The 22,098-nt window shown below is 43.2% G+C and carries 15 protein-coding genes; 13 read left to right on the forward strand and 2 right to left on the reverse strand.

Going from position 1 to position 22,098, the window contains the following annotated elements; translation table 11 throughout:
* The first annotated feature begins 63 nt into the window (after positions 1-63).
* The 5 genes from H4K34_RS04990 to H4K34_RS05010 all read left to right on the forward strand — a co-directional run bounded on the left by H4K34_RS04990 (position 64) and on the right by H4K34_RS05010 (position 10,577).
* Positions 64-3,060: a sensor histidine kinase gene (locus tag H4K34_RS04990; protein WP_210759725.1), complete on the forward strand. Its 2,997-nt coding sequence runs from the start codon at positions 64-66 to the stop codon at positions 3,058-3,060.
* Positions 3,041-3,775 (forward strand): LytR/AlgR family response regulator transcription factor, encoded by a 735-nt coding sequence (locus H4K34_RS04995; RefSeq protein ID WP_210759726.1) that lies wholly within the window; start codon positions 3,041-3,043, stop codon positions 3,773-3,775. The genes H4K34_RS04990 and H4K34_RS04995 overlap by 20 nt, the downstream gene beginning before the upstream one ends.
* A gap of 107 nt (positions 3,776-3,882) precedes the next feature.
* Positions 3,883-5,355, forward strand: a complete 1,473-nt coding sequence (locus H4K34_RS05000) for an SUMF1/EgtB/PvdO family nonheme iron enzyme (protein WP_210759727.1) — start codon at positions 3,883-3,885, stop codon at positions 5,353-5,355.
* 25 nt (positions 5,356-5,380) lie between these two features.
* Positions 5,381-8,872 carry a T9SS type A sorting domain-containing protein gene (locus H4K34_RS05005; protein ID WP_210759728.1) on the forward strand — a complete coding sequence of 1,164 codons (3,492 nt, stop codon included), beginning with the start codon at positions 5,381-5,383 and terminating at the stop codon, positions 8,870-8,872.
* A gap of 304 nt (positions 8,873-9,176) precedes the next feature.
* Complete coding sequence (locus H4K34_RS05010; protein ID WP_210759729.1) at positions 9,177-10,577, forward strand: PKD domain-containing protein; 1,401 nt, start codon at positions 9,177-9,179, stop codon at positions 10,575-10,577.
* 55 nt (positions 10,578-10,632) lie between these two features.
* Here H4K34_RS05010 and H4K34_RS05015 read toward each other — a convergent pair whose 3' ends face one another.
* Positions 10,633-11,388: a LytR/AlgR family response regulator transcription factor gene (locus tag H4K34_RS05015; protein WP_210759730.1), complete on the reverse strand. Its 756-nt coding sequence runs from the start codon at positions 11,386-11,388 to the stop codon at positions 10,633-10,635.
* An 83-nt stretch (positions 11,389-11,471) separates the two neighbouring features.
* Entirely contained in the window at positions 11,472-14,315 is a 2,844-nt protein-coding gene (locus tag H4K34_RS05020; protein WP_210759731.1) for a sensor histidine kinase, read from the reverse strand.
* A gap of 276 nt (positions 14,316-14,591) precedes the next feature.
* On the opposite strand from H4K34_RS05020, the gene H4K34_RS05025 reads away from it, so the two are divergent.
* From H4K34_RS05025 to H4K34_RS05060, 8 genes are all read left to right on the forward strand, one after another.
* Complete coding sequence (locus H4K34_RS05025; RefSeq protein WP_210759732.1) at positions 14,592-15,140, forward strand: hypothetical protein; 549 nt, start codon at positions 14,592-14,594, stop codon at positions 15,138-15,140.
* 57 nt (positions 15,141-15,197) lie between these two features.
* The gene (locus H4K34_RS05030) at positions 15,198-15,929 is read left to right on the forward strand and encodes a hypothetical protein (protein ID WP_210759733.1); all 732 of its coding nucleotides are present in this window, start codon (positions 15,198-15,200) and stop codon (positions 15,927-15,929) included.
* Positions 15,930-16,250: 321 nt separating this feature from the next.
* Positions 16,251-17,213, forward strand: a complete 963-nt coding sequence (locus H4K34_RS05035; protein ID WP_210759734.1) for a hypothetical protein — start codon at positions 16,251-16,253, stop codon at positions 17,211-17,213.
* The gene (locus tag H4K34_RS05040) at positions 17,214-17,996 is read left to right on the forward strand and encodes a hypothetical protein (protein ID WP_210759735.1); all 783 of its coding nucleotides are present in this window, start codon (positions 17,214-17,216) and stop codon (positions 17,994-17,996) included. It begins immediately after the preceding gene.
* 179 nt (positions 17,997-18,175) lie between these two features.
* Entirely contained in the window at positions 18,176-20,356 is a 2,181-nt protein-coding gene (gene katG / locus H4K34_RS05045) for a catalase/peroxidase HPI (protein ID WP_210759736.1), read from the forward strand.
* Positions 20,357-20,452: 96 nt separating this feature from the next.
* A complete protein-coding gene (locus H4K34_RS05050) occupies positions 20,453-21,022 on the forward strand; it encodes a Crp/Fnr family transcriptional regulator (protein ID WP_210759737.1) in 570 nt (189 codons plus the stop codon).
* 67 nt (positions 21,023-21,089) lie between these two features.
* Positions 21,090-21,659, forward strand: a complete 570-nt coding sequence (locus H4K34_RS05055) for a hypothetical protein (protein WP_210759738.1) — start codon at positions 21,090-21,092, stop codon at positions 21,657-21,659.
* A 1-nt stretch (position 21,660) separates the two neighbouring features.
* A complete protein-coding gene (locus tag H4K34_RS05060) occupies positions 21,661-22,041 on the forward strand; it encodes a hypothetical protein (protein ID WP_210759739.1) in 381 nt (126 codons plus the stop codon).
* Positions 22,042-22,098: the final 57 nt, after the last annotated feature.

Here is a 22,098-nt window from a genome sequence, read left to right on the forward strand (position 1 = left end):
GATAAAGGCTACCAAACAGTAAGAAGCTGATAGAGCAATGAACTGGCTGATTAATTTAGCCTAATGCTAAAATGGCTTTTACTTTTATGCAGCTTTAGCCTCAGCGGACAATTAGTTCCTGAACTAATTAGCTTTCCGAAACCCGATAAGTCCATTGGATCTATCAGCCATATTTCGGCTCATGGGGATAGCCTGTGGCTTATCGCCGATGGGCAAATCTACCTGCACAATGGTTTCGACTTTTCCCCTTTAGAGCCGGATAGTCTTTTAAGTAATTACGAAGTGATGTCCTTAAGCTCGGTAGACTCCGGCTTATGGATAGGCTTTTATACTCATGGCTTGGGTTTCTATCATTTTAAGGAAAAGAGTTTAAGCTTTCCCTTTAGTGAAGATAAAGGCTACCCTCCCCTTCCAGACCAGCGAGTTGGGATGATATACGAAGTTAATGATACGGGGATCTGGGCACAAACCCATCATTTCGGAATGGCCTTTCTTGATTTTCGTAAGCCCATTCTGGAGCATTATCCCGTTCAGGATTTTGGTGCCGATGCACAGAGAGGCAAAAACATTATTAGCCAGCTCATGGCCCATCCGACAGATAGCCATTTACGTTTGGCCGCCACCTTGGGAGGCCTCTTTGTTTTCGATCTTCAACAAAAAGCCTATACCCGATTTTATGACCTTTCTGCTCAAAACTGCAATCAACCCCAGCTATGCAATGGCAATGAAATTGGAATCCGATATGCTGTAGCTAAAGGCCAGTATGCCTGGTTGGCAACTTGGGGTGGTGGATTGATTAAACTAAACTTAAAGACCGGAAAATTCGACAAACACCTTTGTTCGGAGCGGAAGGAGCCCAGCAAAAATTACGAGAACTTCCGACGCATCTACTGGCATAATGATAGCACCTTAGGCCTTTTGGATGTTGACCTGGGCCTGGTTTTTTTCAATATCCGAAGCCATAAATTTCAGGCACCAAAAGATGGGCAGGGAAAACTTTTAGCCCCGAAGGTTTATTGCCAGGCCCCTTCCAAATATGGGCGCTTTTTTGGCGGCGACAATCAATTATATCTCCTAGCCCAAAAAGCTAATTTCTGGCACAGTCTAGCCTCTCAAAATCCGGTTTTAGATTTCCAGCCAAAGCTGAGCAATAAAGGACTGCTGAGTTTATTTCATAGCAATGGAGAAGTGATTTTAAACTCAGTCCCAAATCAGCAAGCACTTCCGGTTAAAGCTCATTTATTGATTAATTGGCATTTACTCGACCAAGGCGAATCCATTGTCGTGGGTCTGCGTCATCTCTATTATGGTCATCAAAATGGCTTCACTGAAATTGAATTACCACTGCAACAAAAATTGGGTACCGAAGCAGAGATTATCAGTAGTTACTTGGATCGCGAAAGTCAAAGTCTTTGGCTGGGCACCAAATCTGCCGGCGCTTTTATTTATGACCTTCAAAATAAAAGTTGGACTCGATTAAATGAGGGTAGCTACCGCAGGTTTTGGATTTATGAAATTGGGAAATATCACGATGAATATTACTTCCTCAGCGAACAACAAATTCAATTTTACAATCCGCAAACGAAGCAAAGTCGGAAAATTGAATTTAAGCAATTCACAGGCCTGGCTCAAGGCATAATCCCTAAGAAACTTCTTATTGGCCCAAAGAAAGAAGTATTTCTCCTCAGTGCTCAGGGTGGATTATACCAAGTGGATCTCGAACAAAAACAGGCTATCAAATGCCTTATTCCTAGCGACCTAAAAATAAAAGAGTTTCATGATGCCTTAGTCATCAAGAATCAAGTTTTCATTGGCAGTTCTGCAGGACTTATTATCTGGTCAAAACCCAATGGCCACAGGCTCTTTGGCAAAAGCTATGGCTTACACTCGGTTCGCCGCTTAGAATACCAAGAAGACACGTTGTGGTTTATACATCGAAGGTCCCTGGCCTTTTGGGCGCATCCCGATATTGAAGAAGTAGAAAAGGAATTCCCAAAGGTGCTCCTCAGCAATTTCGAGGTCATGGGAAACAGAACTTCTATTGCTCAAAACAAAGATTTAAACTTTGATCAAAACTGGCTCAGTTGGAATGCCGTGCCTTCCGATTTCAGGCATCCCCAAAACGGTAAAGTGGAGGTTATGCTGGAGGGATTTTCAGACCAATGGCGTGAAGTATCAGCTGCGCTGCCCTTTTCGATCTCCAACCTAAAACCCGGAGATTATACTTTATTGGGCCGCAGTAAAACTTTGGACAATGGCATTGGGCCGCCACAGGTTTTAATGCAAGTGCATATCATTCCGGCTTGGTTCCAAACCTGGTGGTTCTATGCTGCCGCTGCAATGCTTCTCTTAAGTCTTGCGATTGCCTTTTATAAATGGCGCATCTGGCAGCTTGAAAAACAGAAAGAGATAGAGCTTCAATTGCAAAGTTTGGAAATGCGCATGCTAAGGGTTCAGATGAATCCCCATTTCATTTTCAATGCCTTAAACTCGGTGAAATACTACATCCTGAAACAGGATAAAAACCTGGCCTCCGATTATCTGGCGCGCTTCTCTAAACTACTTCGCTTCATCCTCAGTATCAGTCAGTCCGAAAGAGTTAGCCTACAACAAGAAATTGAGGGATTAACAGACTATATCGAATTTGAACGCATTCGTTTCAATCAGAAATTCAGCTACAAGTTGTTCATTGCTGATTCTATTGACCCCTATCGAACGGCATTACAGCCCATGTTGATTCAGCCCTTTGTGGAAAATGCAATTTGGCATGGATTAATGCCCAAAGAAGAAGCTGGTGAACTGCGAATTAGCATCTCCCATGAGGATCAATATCTACAAATTGAAATTGAGGATAATGGTGTGGGTCGCGATGCCAGCTTGCAGCATAAAAACAAAGCCCATAAATCCTTTGGCCTCAATATTACTGCCGAACGCCTAAGAGCCATGGCGCAGAAATCTGGGAAACTGGCCCATTTTGAGATTATTGATAAAAATGGAGAGCAGGGCCCGGAAGGAACCAAGGTAAAAATCACAATCCCCTATGAAAGCCTTAATAGTTGACGATGAAATTCACAGTGCAGAAATTACCGAACTTCAGGTTCTGGAAAACTGCCCGGATATAAAATCTGCACAAATCTGCTTGAAGGCGGAAGAGGCGGTTGACTTACTCAATCAGGAGGATTTTGATCTGCTATTTCTGGATATAGAGATGCCTAAATTAAGTGGCTTCGATGTTTTAAAAGCGGTAAACAGGAAATTACCGGCGGTGATATTCACTACTGCTTACGATCAATTTGCCCTCAATGCCTTTAAGGTTGATGCGGTAGATTATCTCTTAAAACCCATCGTGATTGCCGATTTAAAAAGAGCGGTCGAAAAAGCAATTTCCCGCATTCAAAATAACCAAACCCGCGACCTGAAACAGTTTATAGAAGAGAAGCTCGCCAATACCAAGAGTCAGAAATTAGCTATTGGTCATATGCATGGTATCGACTGGGTCGACTTTTCCGAGATTATCCGCTGCGAAAGCGAGAGCAATTACACCCAAATCATCACCATCAAGCAGAACTTTCTTACTGCTAAAACTTTGAAACAGGTAGAGGCTCAACTACCGGAAGATCAATTCATTCGTGCACACGCCTCTCATTTAGTGAATATCAATTTTGTTAAAAGCTATCAGCGAGGTTCGGGGGGAGTCTTATTTATGAGCAATGGTGACCATGTTCCGGTTTCCCGTCAGCAAAAAACGGCTTTGCTAAACAAATTAGGCGCCTAAGTTTAAATACTCAAGAATAGCCCCCAATTGCTAAAAGGACCTACCTAGCCCTCTAATAGGGGCTGTAGGTTTGGTTTATCAATCTTAAATGATAAACGAGATTTAGCATGAAAAACTTAGTCCTACTCCTAATTGCTTTTCCTTTTCTGGCCTGGTCCAATAATATCCAGGTAGGCAATGTTCAAATCAATGTCGCTAATGACCCTTACCGTCCGGTAATCACTTGTGATATTAGCTGGGAAAACGGCTGGCGTATTGATGGTGGCGCAGAGTTTATGGACGCCGCTTGGATTTTCGTGAAGTACCGTACTGCAGCTATGCCGGTTTGGCGACATGGTAAAATTTCCAGCAATAGCATTGTGAGCGGAGATATGGCTTCCAAGAGCCATCAATACAGATATGGTCTTACGGTATTTTCATCGGTAGATACCGTGGGCACTATTAGCGGCACGGTAGCGCTTACGCTGGATTCTTTATTTACTTCATCCTATGGCCTCGAAGTGCAAGTGCATGCCATTGAAATGGTAAAGGTTCCCGCTGGACCTTATTACGTTGGAGATGGTAATAGCAATGAAATGCAATGGTTGGATGAAGCCTATTTCGGTCTCGGCATTGATGAGCCCTATTACATAAGCCAAGACAGCATCATAGATATGAGTTCCTCTAACCGTCCCTTTGCGGTGAATGGCACTACCCCCAGTGGAAATATTTTGGCCAATACCAAGGAGTTCTTCATTATGAAGTACGAACTCAGCTATGAGCAATATGCGGCCTTCCTCAATACCCTAGAAAGACCTCAGCAGAATTTACGCACCCGACTGGATATTAACTCCAATTCCACTCCGAGTTACAGATTTGCCATGACTCCCGTCTCCCATCTTGTTGTAAGAAGCGCGATTGCGGTAGATTTTGGTTATGATACAGTAGTAGGGCCCCTCACCTTTTACTGCGACTTAAATAACAATGGCATTGGCAATGAGCCTGATGATGGAATGAACTTGGCAGCGGTTGATTTAAGAATAGCCGATGTTATTTCTTATGCACGCTGGTGCGGATTGATCCTTCCTACCGAATTTCAATATGAAAAAGCATGCCGCGGACCTCTCAAACCTGTAAAAGGTGAATTCGCCTGGGGAACCAGCAGTATCTATGTTGACTCTACCTACCAAAATACCAGTCATTTGACGAGTCAGGGAACCGCGCAGGAAGCCTACACTAACCCTCAGCCTTATACCGCACATATTGGCATACCCTACGTTATGGCACAGCGCTGCGGTATTAATGCTACAGCAAGTTCCGAAACCCGTGGTCAAGCCAGTGCTTCCTATTACGGTATTCAAGATTTAACCGGAGGTGCATCTGAAGTATATTGTCTCCAAGAATACAGTCTTGCCAATCAATTGAATGGAGACCCTAACCTGGGTACACCTGGCACCGCCTCTGGCTGGTCCAATTACATCATTAAAGGTCTGGGCGCGGTAATCAACTTAGGCAAGATCCATCAAAGCAATGTATCCAGCCGCGGTAAAATAGAACCTTTAAGTAGTGCCAGTTTTGTTGGCGGAAGACTAGCCTTGTAAGATTTCTGATCCTTAAAATATGATCATGAAATGTAGACGAATCTTAAACATTAGCCTCCTACTGATTCTTAGTCAGAGCTTGCTGGCTCAAATCTGCACCTTCCCAGGCGACAAAGCCCAATGGAGTACCGATTTTGGATTCCCAGGTGTTTCCAATGGGCAAATCCGAGACATGGTGGTGGGCGCCGACAGCTTGCTTTATGCTGTAGGTTATGGAGCGCAAAACTTTGGTGGAAACCCATCCATAAGTCGAGTTGGTGTTTGGAATGGCGACTACTGGATACCCCTCGAAGGAGTACAGTGTTCTCAATGTGGATCGGGCTCCAGCTATTATAATGCGGTAAGCAAAGACAATCAAGGAAACCTCTACTTCCTAGGCTTCTTTGAGGGTGCCCAAAACCCGGATGGCAGTTTTGTAGCAAGCAAAAATGTAATTCAATACAATGTTTTCAGCAAGCAATTTACTGCTCTAGGCAAGGGAATTGGCGGAGGATCTTTTCAGGATTTCAATGCTATTGCCTGGCGGAATGACACCCTATTTGTGGGCGGTCGATTTACTGAAGCATATAATAGCAATGACACGATTGCAATTAGCAATGTGGCCTATTTCGACCTCAACCAACAAAAATGGTTCGACCCAAATGGAGGTGTAATGGGAAATGGCAATGGCTTAAATGGTGCAGTTAATGCCATTAGCTTCGGTAAAAGCGGAGAAGTTTTTATTGGCGGAGCCATCAGTCAAGCCGGCACCAGTACCCCTGTAAATGGCATTGCTCGTTGGAAGGCCAACCAAGGCTGGGATAATGCCCATGGCGGTGTAGTCCAAATACTATATGGCGGCACTCAAACCTACCCCGGAACAGTCCAATCTCTGGCATACGATTCTATCCAGGACAAGCTCTATGCAGGTGGCATCTTTGGCGAATTCGTAGCCTCCGCCTCTGTATATCAACAACGAGGATTGGCAGTGTACAACGGCAGCACCTGGAGCCTGGTGAACTCAATAGGAGTACCCAACGGAACCACTGCCTTTTCAGTAAACGCGCTTTATCTGGATAATGACAGCAACGCCCTGTACATTGGAGGCTCTTTCCAGAAATACAGTACGCCTGGCACTAATAATCCTCCTGCCAATCGCATTGTAAAGCTAAATTTAAGCAACCAGCTTTTTAGTGAAATCGAACAGGGAGTTACCGCTGGGAATAGTGTTTACAGCATTACTCCTTATCAAGGCAAACTTTATTTCGGAGGGAGCTTCATTGAACTAAACGATAGCGTAGTGGCCAATAACTTTGCTTCTTGGGATGGCCAAAAGCTAGATCAAGAAGGAAATGGTCTAAGCAGTTCGTATCGCCAGGTTAATGAAATAATTGAATACCAGGGCGGCATTATTGTAGCCGGTCAATTTAGTTCCGCCGGCCCCTTAAAAGATTTAACCGGCCTGGCCCTCTGGGATGGTCAAAAATGGGAGGATTTGGGCTTACGGCTTCATCCGAACTACCAAAAGGAAATTCGCGCCTTAAAGCTGATTGGCAACCAACTTTGGGTAGGTGGAAACATCTATGGCTTCGGCAATACCATCAGCAAAGGGATTGGGGTTTTCGATCTTAACACAAAAAGCTGGACCACCTTCGGGGCAGGCATCAGTGGTAGCAGTGCAGCCCTAATCAATGCCATTGAAGTCTTTCAGGGCGAGGTATACATCGGCGGAAGCTTTTCTTCTATCGATGGTGTAGCCGCTGATCATCTGGCCAAATGGAATGGCAGTAGTTGGTCGGCCGTAGCCAGTTTCCCTACCGCTTATAGTGATGCAATTGATGCTTTCTACAATCAAGGAGACAGCCTGCTTTATATTGGCGGACAAATCAATAGCTTAAACAATGACCCGGATTTAAGTGATCTGGTGATTTACGATGGCAGTGCATTCCGCTCTATTTGGTCGGGCTTGGTGAATGGTCGGGTGAGAGCCCTGGCCGGCGATACCGCTACCGGAACGGTTTACTTTGGTGGTGATTTTTTCTCCCAATACTATCCTAAAGGCAGTAATCAGGCTAAGGACATCTATCCTATGGGGGCCATTGTAAATGGTGACAGCATATTTCAGGTAGACCTTTCCATGTCAACCAGCGAAAGAGGCAACACCTTTATCTATGCTATCGAAGTCGACTCGGAAGGACATGTGATCTTCGGTGGAAGAATGGCGCAAATCGATGGCCATGCCGCCAACCATATAGCCCGCTACCATCCTCAAAAGGGTGTGGGATTTTTTGGTGGAGGCATACCTGAAAGTGCCAATTCCACTCCGGTAAAAAGCATCCTGACCGCAGCAAACGGTTATTACTTTGGCGGTAGCTTCAATTTTGTAAATGATATCCCTGCCAGCCGAATTGCCTTCTATGAAAAGGACAATTTCCTTCCGCTAATTCCGGATGCCGAATTAGGCACCGATTCTATCAGTGCTTATGGCTCAGTCTGGCTAGGAGTGCAAAACCCTCAAGCGGATGAGAGTTTCCTCTGGAACACCGGCGATACGGAAACCTTCATTGTTGCCGACAGCACCGCTTGGTATTCCCTGCTAGTAAGCAAGGCGAATGGTTGTACAGAAAGGGATTCAGTATTTGTAACTATCATGCCAGCCCTCTTCCTAAAAGGAGGCAATGGCGATGGTTTTAGTTTGGATACAGCGCAAATCAGTTTCACAAGCTTTTACCGTGGTAATTCTGGTGATGGTTTCGCTTTAAATCAAGCTTTTAAAAATGACCCCAGCTTTTATGGAGGTGGATTAGGAGATGGCTTTGCTCATGATCAGGCCCAGCGAATCAATCCCTCCTTCTATTTAGGAGGCCTTGGTGATGGCTATGCTCGAGATGCTAAAGCCAGAGCTTATCAATCTTTCTATAGAGGTGGCGATGCGGATGGTTATGCCCTCAACAAACAACCATTTGTGGATGTAGAATTGAATAATCTCCAGGTGGGTAATGGCAAGCCCAGCCCATTGCCGCAAACTATATCCGTAGAAATAAAGAATGTTTCCTTTGAGCCGGTAAGTCAAATTCCGGTGCATATCTATGCAAATGGAATCTGGCAGTTTAGCGACACTATAGCAAACAGCATTTTACCCGGAGCCAGCTATCAACATAACTTCAGCAGCAGCTTTAGCCCGGATAGCTCCGGCAGCTATGACATTTGTGCAATCAGCACTTTGCGAAACGATATTAATACTGCAAACGACAGCATTTGCAAGGCACATATCGCCAATATCCATATCGAAGAACACAGTAGCGACAATTGGGAGGTATATCCAAATCCAGCTAATGAAAGCCTTCAAATCTATATTCCAGAAAACCAGGAAGTGAAGATTTACCTCTTTGACCAAAGTGGTAAACTGGTTTTGAAACAAGTATACAGGGAATCACAAATCAGCCTGGAAGTCGCTCACTTAGCCACCGGACTTTACAGTCTAAGGCTTCAGTCTGCTACCGAAAGCTTGATTCGAAAAGTGATGATCCTGCATTGATTAATCCCTCCTATACCCCCTGACTATCTATTGGATAGTTAAAAGAGCCATTTCTTAATTGAAGTGGCTTTTTTTTGGAGGCTTTGGAAACTAAAGCCCATCATTATCTGAGTATTTAAAGTCTAGATAATATATTTGCCGCCTTAAATACAGCCACCCAAATCACTGTAATTAAGCCAGTTCCACTTCTTCTATTGGAACGACCACTTCTTAGGTTCATAAGGTCCTTTCCTGTGTTTTAGCTTTTGAATACCTACTCAGCCCTCTAAGTTTAGGTTCATAATTCAAACACAAAACACGATTTATGAAAAGATTACTCGTACTAGCTATGTCTTTGATGCTGTTCTCTGGGCAGGCACAACTTGTAAACGGGGACTTTGAAAATGGTCTGGCCCCTAGTTATTCAGCTTTCATTGAAGGCACTAATCCACATCATCAAGACATTGTAAATGTGGGATGGAATGGGGTTACCAGTCATGGAGGTGGCGACTCGCTTATGATGGTAGATGGTATTGACGATCCGCTTGAAACCAGAGATACAGTATGGGCCCAACAAGTAACCGTAACTGCAAACACCTTATACAGCATTACCCTTTGGTTGGATGCCCGTAATTTGAGTGTAACAAATACGGTGGATTTGACCCTAAGATCAGGTGCCAGTTTTATTGGTGATATTGAGTTTACCGATGACACCACCAGTGGTTGGGTAGATTTTACCTTCACTTTCAATTCAGGTGCGAATACCAGCATTTATTTAAACTTGCGTCAGAACAATGCAATTGGAGCATCTGATTTCAACCTGGATGACATTTCGCTTACCCCCTTGGTTGTGCCTTGTGATGTAAGCTCCAGTTTTACCTCTAAATTGGATGAAGGTACTTGTGAGTGGGAGTTTACCGCCAACTCTACTGCTAACAATGGCTCAACTAATATCGTAGCCTATTACTGGGATTTTGGTGATGGCACTACTTCTACCGACCCTAATCCTGTACACTACTACGCCACCCCCGGAAACTATAATGTTTGCCTTACTACCTACGCTGTGAATAGCAATGGAGATTGCTGTTCAGATAAAACTTGCCGCGAAATCGAAGCAAGCTGTGAAGTTGGTCCTTGTGGAATTGATGGAACCTTTAAGTATAACTATCTTGATAATTGTGAAATTAGCTTCTATCGCAGCATCAGCACTTCTGGCCACGTAATTAGCTATAACTGGGACTTTGGTGATGGCAATACTGGAAATGGAGCCTATGTAAACCACACTTATGCCAATGCCGGAACTTACAATGTATGCTTAAGCGTAGTGGCTATCGACAATAATGGTGACTGCTGTACTTTCAAATACTGCGAAGAAGTAACTGTAGAAGGTTGTGATAAAAGGAAAAGAGCGATCAATTCGGGTTCAAGCAATGCCACTGAAGCTAACTCTAATGTACAAATGAGCGAGGGAATTAAAATTTACCCTAATCCCGGTAGCTCGAACTTGAACATCGACTTCATCGATCAAAAACTCGATGCCCAAAATTTAGAGATCTTGATTTTTGACCTCTCCGGCAAAAACTATTCTCAGATTGCAGCCGGTGAAAAAGTTTCCAAAAACGGAAATACCGCCATGATCAATATCTCAGAACTTCCTAAAGGTCTTTATATCATGCGTATTAAGAACAATGGAAAATTGATGACCCAGAAGTTTATCAAAGAATAAGCACTCAAGCTGCTTCAAAAAAAAGGCTCCCAATTTTGGGAGTTTTTTTTTGTTGTCAGAATGCTATTTTCCCTTTTAACTTAGATATGAACCAGGGTTTCCGTTTAGAGGATAAAGGCACCTGATGCCCTTTCTCCAGCAACAAAGTGGAGGTTTTACCCTTTTGCATGGAAATCAAATAAGAAGGATTAATGATATGCTTTTTATGAACCCTAAAGAAGCCATGCGGATTGAGGAGCTTTTCATACTCTCCTATGGCTTTGCTCACCAATACCTCCTTATTGTCCAAAAAAAAGAAACGGCTGTAGCCCTGCTCTCCTTCCACTCTTATGATTTGAGAAATCTCCACAAATTCGTAACCCAACATATTGGCCAGGGCCAATTTATCCGGTTCTTGATGGAAGCTTTTCTTCAATTCATCCAACTTCTCCTCCCCAAAACCCTGCTCTGGAATATCCTTGTATCGGGAAGTCGCCTCCACTAATTTGTCAATATTGATAGGCTTGAGCAAATAATGCAAAGCCGAATGCTCAAAGGCTCGAATCGCATATTCATTATAAGCGGTGGTAAAGATTACCTGGTAATTTAGATCCCGAGTGGCTTCCAATACTTTAAAACCTTCACCATCGGGCAAATCAATATCCAAGAACAATAATTCAGGTTTTAATTCCTGAATACGCTCAATGCCTTCCTTAACCGATTGGGCTTGGGCGATCAGCTCAATATGTGGACTATACTCCGAAAGCAGAGTTTCCAACAGCTCAATACTGCTTTGTTCATCATCAATAATAAGAGTTCGTATGCTTTTCATATCAGCGTATTCTATAGTGAGGTGGAGATTATATACCTATCTTAATACAGGGGCTACAGAGGATTCATTTCATCTAAATCCATTTAAGTGTTTAAATCAATGGGGATCAAAAGAATCACTCGGGTCCCCATGGGCTTTAAACCGTCGAATAAATCAATTATGGTGACCGGTTGATCTACCCGCTTGGGATAGGCAATTTTTAAACGGTCAATAATATTCTGAAGCCCGATGGATTCCCCCTTCCTTCGATTATCTGCTTTTTGTTTGGCCGCCATTTCTCGACCAATGCCATTATCCTCTACTTCAATTTGGAGATTGGATTCCCTAAGACCGATTCTTAATTGAAGTAAACCGGCCGTCTCTTTAGAAGACAATCCATGCCAGAGGGCATTTTCCAAGATGGGCTGAATCAACATAGGAGGTATCAACACCCTTTCTGCACAAATCTCCTTTCCCACCTGTATATCGTAAGTAACTTTATCCTTTAGCCTCAGCATTTCTAGTTTCAGATAGTTCTCCAGCATGGCTAGTTCCTCACTTAAAGAGATCAGTCCTTTGCTGGAGCCATCCAAGATGCTGCGCATTAATTGCGAGAAATTGGACAGGTAATCATTGGCTTCCTTTTTCTGATTTCGCGCAATAAATAATTGAATGGCATTAAGGGCATTAAAGATGAAATGGGGCTTCATTTGGGCTTTTAATGCTACTTGCTCAGCAATCAGCAATTCCCTTTTATTCGCTTCATTTCGCTTCACATAGAAAACAATTTTAAAGGAGATAAAAACCACCAAAGCTGCAAAGAGTAGCCAAACGCCTAACCAAAACCAGAGCGAGCCAAACAAGCTTTGCTTAATGCTAAAACTTTGAGATTCGATCACTTCAGACCACTGCCCATCGCCATTTTTTACGGAGAGCAGAAAAGTGTAATTACCTGCCTTGAGATTGGTATAATTCACCTTATTCTGATCAGTGCTTTGCCAAAGCTCATCCTGACCTTCCAATTTGTATTTATAGCTCAGCTCTCTGGCATCTCTAAAGGATATCCCTTCAAACTCAAAGGTCAATTCGTTTTCGGATGGTGATAGTTTGATCGGGGCTTGCTCATTTTGGATTTGGTTATTTATCCGAATCCCTGTAAAGGCTAATTTCGGTGGAGTTCGATTACGATCCAGTTGATCCAAATTGATCCTCACGATACCCTTATTGGTTCCAATAACTAAGGCCTTATTTTTTTCAATTAAAGAATTGATCTGATTAGAGGGCAAGCCGTCCGAAATATCGAATTGGGTGCTACGGGTTCGTAAGGGTTTTTCGGATAAAAACTCCACTCTATTCAACCCTTTGGTGGTACCGATCCACAAATTCCCTTGGCTATCCCAAAAGCCGCAAGTACTAAGGTTTGAAGTAAGGTTTAAGTGTTCAATTAATTCCAATTCACCATTTTGGTAGCGGTAAGTACCCTGACCATCACTTAAAATCCAGTAAGTCTCCTTGGGAGCTTGTACAATATCAACTACCGCAAAATCACTGATTTTCAAAAAGGACTGCCCCACCTTCCGATAAAGGCCCTTACCCGTTCCTATAAGTACTTCCGCATTTGCCATTTCAGCAATAGCCGTAACTCTTTGCGAAAAACCATGATCCGCAGAAGAATAGACTTCTTCAGCCTGAAGCAGTTCAACATAACCCGTAATAGTACCTGCGTACACCTTGCCAGACCTACCTTTTGAATAGGATAAAACTCTTTGCAGATCAGTCTTCTTAGATTGGCAGTCCTGCTCCCTCCTCATGACCAAATTAGACCCAGCATAAAGGGTATCGCCATCTACACATAGGATTGGACTATAGCCGGCATTTTTAAGAATGGTATCAACCTGGACTCCATTCTTTGTTTGTTTTAATAGGCTAATTGATCCTTTGAAGTCGCTGAAGGCAATCTCATTTGCAAAAAGGGCAAGCTTTGAGACCGCCGAATTATTTAGGGCTAATTCCTGCCAGCGTAGGGGCGGAAGATAAAAAAGACCGGCGCTTAAACTATTTACCCAAAGCCCCCCTTCAAAATCCTTCGCCACAAAGCAGGGATTATTTCCAGAAAGATAAATAGTGTAATTCCCCTCCAGACCCTCTTTAAAGTTAAATAGCCCCTCTTCAGTTGTTATCCAAATTCCATCCTGGCTCGTTGCTTCAATACCAACAACAGCGCGCTTAAAGTCGTGCCTTGCCTTTAGCTCCCCATGCTTTATTTGAAGCAAAATAGAATCGATGGCTATTAAATAGCTAGAATCGCTTTGCTTTAACACCTCAGTTCGAGCAGAGCCACTAAACAAAAAAGGCAATTGTAAGGTATCCGAACCCATAGGCCGCTTGAAAACCAGTATAGAGGAATCAGCTTTAGAAATGCTGTAATCACTTGGAGCATAAAAAGGCCCCGAGAGCAAATCTTCATTAGCAAATTCCCAGATATAAAAATAGCCTCTTAGGCCTGCTGTAACATGTGGTATTGATTCACCATATTTATCAATCTCTAGTAATATACCTTCCTTAAAACCAACTACCCATAATGATCCTTTTTCATCAAAAACAATCCTATCTATTGAACCCGAATTTGGAATGAATTTCAGCAAAGTATCATTATACTTATATTCCTTTATGGATTGCCCATCCCAATAGTTCAAGCCACCTAATGCCAGGGGAAACCAAATGTTCCCACCTCTATCTTCATAGAGTCCTAAAACAGCATTATCCAATAATCCATCCTCAACAGAAAAACACTGAAAACCCCTACCATTATACCTGCAAACTCCCCTATCTGTGGCAATCCACAGAAAACCATCTGAGGCCTGTAAAGTTTCATAGGTTTCCTGACAGGGAAGCCCATTCTCCACATCAAGCTGCCTGAAAACCAAGGATTGAGCATGAAGAAACACAGACAAAAAGCTAAGCACAGTTAGCCATGTTAATCGTATTATCCCACCCAATTCCTATAAATTTAGAATACTAATCTAAGCAGCAATTAGGTAAATAAAAAAGATTATCAATCGAATATAATATCCAATTAAATAAAACTTATTTTTTCCGGTTCACCGGAATTATAGTCGCCTTTTTAACTAATTATCATCCTAAATAAATAGCATTTATTTAAAACTAAAATTCATATCTTCAACATTTAAGACTCAGAATAAAACCCCAAAAGCTTTGGATAAATGCAAAACAGCTACCTCCTTAAACCAAAAATCACTTTCAGTGGATTCTCCTTTTGGATTGGACTAATGCTTTTGCTACTCGCATTATATGGACTTGCCTTTTCCTTTGACCCCAGTCTGAAAGTAATTAGCGGAATTCTACTCGTACCAGGCATCGTCCTTTGCCTGTCCATCCAATACACACAGTTGAATTTCACCGAAAAAACTGCGGTCTGTTATCTCAAGCTATTCATCTTCAAGATCAAGCTCAGTAAAACACCTTTAGACGACTGTGAGCAAGTTAGCTTAAGACTTTACCGCGATAACCAAACCATGCAAATGCTATCCATAAGCAGTCAAGTAATTACCCGAGAATTTGAATTGTATTTAAAAGACCTCGACGGCTCGGATTTACTAATCGCGGAAAGCACTGATTACCAAGAAGCTCTTGAAATTTTAAACATTTTATCAGAAGGTTTAGGGCTGCCAGCAGTAAACGAATATGAAATATGGAAGTCTAAAAGAATGAAAACTCGAAGGCCAAAAGATCAAGGAACGAAAAACAGATAAGGTAAATCAGGTGCTTATTTCGGAGACCTTGTACATTTATAAAAATTAAGGACGCTCATGCGAATTACTCACCTTTTGCTTGCTCTTACTTACTGCTCACTGAGCTGGGCCCAAAGCACTGGTGACAGCCTTCAAACAAGCATTCCAAAGCACCCTCTGCATTTTTCGGATTATCAATTCAATTTAAAAACGCGTGTAGCCGCAGCCAAACAACTTGTTTCCGCACAATTTGAAACCGACACTTTTCATCTTTTCCAAATTGCTTCCAATCAGATTTATTTGGCTTACGGCTCAAAGGGGAAATATCAAATCAGCCAGCTCAATATTCCTCGCCTCATGCATCCGGAAGACCAAAGCGTTTACTACACTTTAAAAATTGACAGCCTGGGGCAAAACCAAGCTTATTTCACCATCAATTGGGAAGAGCGCACTTTCTCCCAATATTCTAGGAGCTCTGGCAGCGCAGAATTTTCGTGCACAGAAATAATCACGGAGAATGAAAGTAGCTACAGCGGACTGGTCATCATTTCCCTCGAATCGAAGAGCATCCTTTTTGAAGGCATTAGTCGTGCTCATCTTGTGGTTAGTGAAAAACGAAATCCCGGTAACTTGCAAAAGACCCTGAGCAATGACCGCACTATTAAGCTCCGTTTTTGGCCGGGAGAACCTTATCTCGACATCCTGAATCACGGCAATTCACAACAGGCCTATTGGGAGCATTATCAGCATTTGGAATATGGGATGTATCAATTGGTTGATGATCAATATATTAAAGCCACAAAGCATTGAACACCAACTCATATAAAATTATCCCATCAGCTATAGCTATCCTATTTGCTATAGGCCTGACTACTAAATACTATTCTGGATTTTATAGAGGTGCCTGGTTTTACCCATACAGAGAAATGGCTGCCTTGCTATTAGTATATGGAAGTGCACTGGTATCCATAGCCAATACCATTAGCTCAATTATTATCCTTGGCAAGCAAATCAAAAAGACCTACCCTAGGATAATCTTAGGAACAACACCCCTACTCTATTTAGCAATTGGATTCCTTAATATCTGAGCTCTCAAATTCTCCTCAAGCTGAGAACCAAAATCAATCAAATATGAGAAACCTAACCTTCTGCCTCCTTTTCATCTGTTGTGCTTGCCAGCAAAATTTAATGGAGCAAGAACCCACTGAGAATGAATTGGAAAAGCAAGACTCAAGCTCAAGCAGTAATACCAAACCAACTAAACCCAGTGAATTAGACTTAGCAAAGGTTTACATCTTTCAAGACTCCATCAGCTTGTATGACGCTCCCACTTATACTGCTAAGAAAACCTTTCAGCTAAATTTTGGTGACAGCCTCTATTTTGAAGCCCATGGCGGCCATTGCTATGATGAAGCTGAGAGCCGTTTTGCAGGTTCTGAATCTTGGTCAAAGCTAATTAGTCCTAATCACCAAATAGCCTGGACACCAAGCCGCGCCCTTAATTTCCAACCCAAAACTTACCAAGGAAATAAGCTAAAAGCGGTTTTTCAATCTTTCTGTGGAGATGGACAGCCTCAGTGGAGAAATGGCAAAATCATTGACTCCGAAAACAATACCATCCATTACTTAGATTCATCCTGCACTATCTTCAAAGGATATTGGCTAGCAGAGGATAGCTGTTTCTTGTACTCCGATCAGCAAAATCTTTATTGCTATTCTAAATCCACACATCGCAGCAAAAAACTCCTCGGTCCCCACTTGGATATCCTGCTCAATGCAGAACGAAATGAACTCATTTATCTAGTCAATCGATGGAATCAAAACAACAATGGAGCTTATCCAGAAAGCTTTATTGCTTTACTGAAGCTTCAAGATTTCAGCACCCTAAAAATACCGCTTGACTTCGGAGGCTTCACTCTCGGTGATGAGGATCCTGAATCGGCCTCAAAATGCCAATTGCGATTGGACGAATACAAAAACCAGCCCTGTTATTCTTTCCTTCTAAGCCAATATAAGGACCAAACTCTCCTCATTGAAAAATGGTATCTCAGTTTTGAAGGACAAATAATCCACAAAAGCCAAAGCCCAACTTAAATGCAAAAAATAAGCCGCCCAATATTGAGCCTATACTTATTGCTTGTCGCCTGTAATACCAAAACTAATATTGACGAAAGCACTAAGACCAAGAATGAAAATTTCCTTGAGCAAGCTGAAAGGACGGATTTCATTGAGAAACTGAGCATCGACCTCAACCTAGACGGCTTGGATGACAGTATCTACCTTCAATCTCCACCAGTTATTGGCGACCCCGGGCAATTTGAAAAGATCAGAATTCAGCTTAGCAATGGTGCAGATTTTGAATTTAGCAATACAGAGTACTGGGATTGGATTGACAGTACTGCCACCAAAGGATTAAAAAACCAATTGCCCTCCCAGCGAATCTTTTGCTTGAAGCAAAATCAAGATCATCACCTCCTCCTATTTGGCTACCCCTATGGATGCTGCTATCCACGTTTAAGTCTAATCAGTCTTAAAGGAGATTCGCTCTATTTAGCCTATGATCAAGACTTTAATATCGAGGCCATTTCCGACTTGAATAAAGATGGGATTCTGGATATCATTGGCCGGGAAAACTTTTATGAGATTTATGGAGAGCTTGATAGTCTTAACGCCAATATCGGCAGCTATGCCCCTTTTAAAGTAATCAGCTTAAAGGAAGAAGGGCCACAACTTAATGAAGCCCTCAGCAAGAGCTATAATCAAGAACACTATGTGTACTTAGGCCTGGAACCCGATCCAAACATGCCCATTGCCTACCCTAAAAAGGGCTTTGATTTTAGACCCTTTATTTTTATCGAGTACCTGAAAGACGAGTAAGCCTCCAAGAGCAGAGCAAAAGCCGTCATTATCAAAAGCTAATCTTTGCTTCCCAGCTTTAAATTCCCGACCTTCAGCAGGCTTATTTGAAGCCCCCCTCGCCTGAGTCTGCCAGCTAAGCCACAGAAACTCCGGACCTGGGGTCTTTCAATTTTCCTGAAATCTCAAAATCAAAAAATATGGACCCAGCCAGTAAAGGAAAATGCCCCGTAATGCACGGCGCCAATACTCAAAGTCATAATGATGTTATGGAATGGTGGCCCAAGGCCCTAAACCTGGACATCCTCCACCAACATGATCGAAAATCCAATCCTCTGGAAGCAGACTTTAATTATGCTGAGGAATTCAAAAAACTGGATTTAGAAGCCTTAAAAAGTGACTTAAATAAATTAATGACCGACAGTCAGGATTGGTGGCCAGCCGATTGGGGACATTACGGAGGCCTAATGATTCGCATGGCCTGGCATGCCGCCGGAACCTACCGCGTATCCGATGGACGCGGAGGTGCCGGAACCGGAAACCAACGTTTTGCTCCAATTAATAGCTGGCCCGACAATGCCAATCTCGATAAAGCCCGACGCCTGCTTTGGCCGATAAAGAAGAAATACGGAAACAAAATTTCTTGGGCCGACCTTATTATTCTGGCTGGCAATATGGCCTACGAATCCATGGGATTTAAAACCTTTGGCTTTGCCGGGGGCCGCGAAGATATTTGGCATCCTGAGAAAGATGCTTTCTGGGGCTCCGAAAAAGAATGGCTGGCCTCCACCCACCATCGCTATGAAAATGACAGTAATCGCGAATCTCTGGAAAATCCTTTAGCTGCCGTCCAAATGGGATTGATTTATGTGAACCCCGAAGGAGTAGATGGAAACCCAGATCCCCTTCGCACCGCCAAAGATGTGCGCCTCACCTTTAAGCGCATGGCCATGAATGATGAGGAAACAGTAGCCCTTACTGCTGGCGGCCATACGGTAGGAAAAACCCATGGTAATGGCGATGCCGGAGCTCTGGGCGAAAGTCCAGAAGGCGCCGCAATCAACGAACAAGGTTTAGGCTGGCATAATCCCAAAGGAAATGGCAATGGAGCCGACACGGTTACTAGTGGCCTGGAAGGCGCTTGGACCACTACCCCCGATCGTTGGAATCATACTTACTTCTACCTTTTGCTGGAGCATGATTGGGAACTGAAGAAAAGTCCGGCCGGAGCCTGGCAATGGGAACCTATCCAGATTAAAGAAGAAGATAAGCCCGTGGATGCTCATGATCCAACCGTACGCCGCAATCCCATCATGACCGACGCCGACATGGCCATGAAAATGGACCCTGAATACCGTAAAATCTCCGAGCGCTTTTATAAGGATCCTGAATATTTTGCCGAAACCTTCGCTCGGGCCTGGTTTAAACTCACCCATCGCGATTTAGGTCCAAAGAGTCGCTACCTAGGCGCGGATGTTCCTCAAGAAGATTTGATTTGGCAAGATCCTATTCCGACGGTCAATTACAGCCTTTCAGATTCCGAAATCGAAGATCTCAAACTGCAAATCCTCAATAGCGGATTATCGAAAAGGGAATTAATTAGTACCGCCTGGGATAGTGCTCGCACTTTTAGAGGCTCTGATTTTCGTGGTGGTGCCAATGGCGCCCATATCCGTTTGAGTCCGCTTAAAAATTGGAAAGGCAATGAGCCCGAAAGACTGGATAAAGTCTTAAAAGTGCTGAAGGAGATTCAAGCCAAACAAAGTAAGAGCATTAGCCTGGCCGATCTCATTGTATTAGGCGGTAGTGCAGCCATTGAAAAAGCTGCTTCCGAAGGAGGCTTCGACCTTAAAGTTCCTTTTAGTCCGGGCAGAGGTGATGCTAACCAGGAAATGACCGATGCAGAGTCCTTTGAAGTTTTAGAACCCCTCCATGATGGCTTCAGAAATTGGCTGAAAGAAGACTATGATGTAAGTGCGGAAGAACTATTAGTTGATCGTAGTCAGCTAATGGGTTTAAGCGCCCCGGAAATGACCGTCTTATTAGGCGGATTACGTGTTCTGGATTGCAATTACGGGCATAATCAAGAAGGGGTATTTACCGATAAACCCGGAGTTTTATCCAACGATTTCTTCGTGAATATTACCGATATGCGTTTTCAATGGCGCCCTAAGGGAGACGATAAGTACGCCATTATTGATCGAGCTTCGGGCCAGGAAAAATGGACTGCCAGTAGAGTGGATCTAATATTTGGCTCCAACTCTATCCTTCGAGCCTATTCGGAAGTGTATGCCCAAGATGATAATCAAGAGAAATTTGCCCGCGACTTCATCAAAGCCTGGGTAAAAGTGATGAACGCCGATCGCTTTGATTTGCACTAAAATCAATTTGAAAACTATATTGAAGCGACCTCATTGGGGTCGCTTTTTTTAGGCTCTCCCTTCATTTGAATTATCTTAGCCTGATAACCTAGCAAAATGCTGGCCCAAACGCTAAAACAATCCTTCGATCACTATTTCGAGGCCCCCATAGAGGCCTGGCTAGAGTTCGCAGAATTCTGTGAACCTATTCGGTTTAAGAAGGATGAAGTAATTAAAGCTCAAGGCACAGCAGAGCGGTATTTCTATTTTATCATTGAAGGAAGCGCAGGCGTTTTCCTTTGGAAGAACCACAATTTTGTTTGCCTCGATTTTGCCCTGGAGAAATCTGCTTGCTGTGATTATATGTCCTTACTCACCGGCGAAAGCACCGAACTGGAAATTGTAGCCCTGGAGAAATCAGAAATGATTCGTATGCCACGCGCCGAATTTCATCGCTTAGGTCAAAAGAGTGTAGGCCGAGTAATTATGCAAATGACTGCCGAAGCTTCTTTTATCGAAAAACAACAGCAGCAGATTGAACTCCTCACAAAGAACGCTGAGGAGCGCTACCACATTCTACAAAAACGCTTTCCGGGCATTGAATTGAGAATCGCCCAAAAACACATCGCTTCTTATCTGGGAATCACCCCCCAAAGTCTTAGCCGATTGCGCAAATTGCAAGCCTGATTTTTTACCCTATGGTAATTCCAGAAAAAATGGGATGCCGAACCTTTGCACTCAAATAAAACATGAGATGCAAAAAACATTTTTAATCCTTCTAATGCTTGTGGGTCAGCTTAGTTATGGCCAAACAAATGCAAAAAACGAAGGCCACAAAAGAGATGGCTTCACTATGGGAATCGGACTGGGAGCCGGAACTTTATCCTTAAACAGCAAGCAATCCAATAGCACTGCCTTCTCGGTCAGCCTCCCCAATATTAAGGTAGGCTATATGCTTAAACCCAATTTGGAAATATTAGGCTTATTGCCTGGCGCCACCTACAAATCTGAAGGTAAGGACCGCGGCTTTGAAGCCTTTATGCTGGGAGCTCAATACTGGCCAAAAGAAAGATGGTGGATTATGGGAGCCGCCGGACTCACCTTCGATGCCGCTGCTTTTTATACGGTCGAAGATCCCGCAACCGCCGAATTCAATTTTGGATTACCCGCATTAAGCTTTGCCACTGGCTATGAAGTGTGGCGTAAAGGTAGAATGGCCATTGACCTGCAATACCGTTTTTTCTACGGGCAGGCGCAATTAAAGAATAATGGCCAGCGCGAAGGCATTGCGAATATGCTTATTATTGGCTTCAACATGTATTGATATGATAGCCTTAGCCCAATACGGCCTTTTAACGATTTTAAACCTGATGCTGCTTTTCCACCTCTTGATTCTCCTTAAGGCTATACCCTATGCAAGTGTATGGGGTGGCCGCCTTAAGAATGACCAAGAGATGTATCGCTTTGAAATTCCTTCGATTCTGATTAATGCTCTTTTCTTGGGTATAGCCCTAATCAAAGCTGAGCTCCTTGGCATTCATCTTCCGGAGCTAGCCATGCAAATTAGCTTATGGATCATGGCTGCCTTATTCGCCTTCAACACCTTTGGGAATTTGATGTCTAAAAACCGTTTGGAAAAAATGATTTTCAGTCCCCTCACCATTCTACTCTGCGCCTTCTCATTGATTCTGGCTTTCGCTAGCTAGGCTTGATTCTCTAACCACCCAAAACAGGGCATAAATTTTATCTTGCAGCAATTATAA

The sequence above is a fragment of the Croceimicrobium hydrocarbonivorans genome, assembly GCF_014524565.1.
Classification (GTDB): domain Bacteria; phylum Bacteroidota; class Bacteroidia; order Flavobacteriales; family Schleiferiaceae; genus Croceimicrobium; species Croceimicrobium hydrocarbonivorans.

What these genes read in the sequence shown, in the direction of transcription:
- H4K34_RS04995 (WP_210759726.1), top strand. Translation starts at nt 3,041, where the DNA reads ATGAAAGCCTTAATAGTTGACGATGAAATTCACAGTGCAGAAATTACC.
- H4K34_RS05030 (WP_210759733.1), top strand. Translation starts at nt 15,198, where the DNA reads ATGCGAATTACTCACCTTTTGCTTGCTCTTACTTACTGCTCACTGAGC.
- H4K34_RS05000 (WP_210759727.1), top strand. Translation starts at nt 3,883, where the DNA reads ATGAAAAACTTAGTCCTACTCCTAATTGCTTTTCCTTTTCTGGCCTGG.
- H4K34_RS05025 (WP_210759732.1), top strand. Translation starts at nt 14,592, where the DNA reads ATGCAAAACAGCTACCTCCTTAAACCAAAAATCACTTTCAGTGGATTC.
- H4K34_RS05010 (WP_210759729.1), top strand. Translation starts at nt 9,177, where the DNA reads ATGAAAAGATTACTCGTACTAGCTATGTCTTTGATGCTGTTCTCTGGG.
- H4K34_RS05035 (WP_210759734.1), top strand. Translation starts at nt 16,251, where the DNA reads ATGAGAAACCTAACCTTCTGCCTCCTTTTCATCTGTTGTGCTTGCCAG.
- H4K34_RS05015 (WP_210759730.1), bottom strand. Translation starts at nt 11,388, where the DNA reads ATGAAAAGCATACGAACTCTTATTATTGATGATGAACAAAGCAGTATT.
- H4K34_RS05060 (WP_210759739.1), top strand. Translation starts at nt 21,661, where the DNA reads ATGATAGCCTTAGCCCAATACGGCCTTTTAACGATTTTAAACCTGATG.
- H4K34_RS05050 (WP_210759737.1), top strand. Translation starts at nt 20,453, where the DNA reads ATGCTGGCCCAAACGCTAAAACAATCCTTCGATCACTATTTCGAGGCC.
- H4K34_RS05040 (WP_210759735.1), top strand. Translation starts at nt 17,214, where the DNA reads ATGCAAAAAATAAGCCGCCCAATATTGAGCCTATACTTATTGCTTGTC.
- H4K34_RS05005 (WP_210759728.1), top strand. Translation starts at nt 5,381, where the DNA reads ATGAAATGTAGACGAATCTTAAACATTAGCCTCCTACTGATTCTTAGT.
- H4K34_RS04990 (WP_210759725.1), top strand. Translation starts at nt 64, where the DNA reads ATGCTAAAATGGCTTTTACTTTTATGCAGCTTTAGCCTCAGCGGACAA.
- katG (WP_210759736.1), top strand. Translation starts at nt 18,176, where the DNA reads ATGGACCCAGCCAGTAAAGGAAAATGCCCCGTAATGCACGGCGCCAAT.
- H4K34_RS05055 (WP_210759738.1), top strand. Translation starts at nt 21,090, where the DNA reads ATGCAAAAAACATTTTTAATCCTTCTAATGCTTGTGGGTCAGCTTAGT.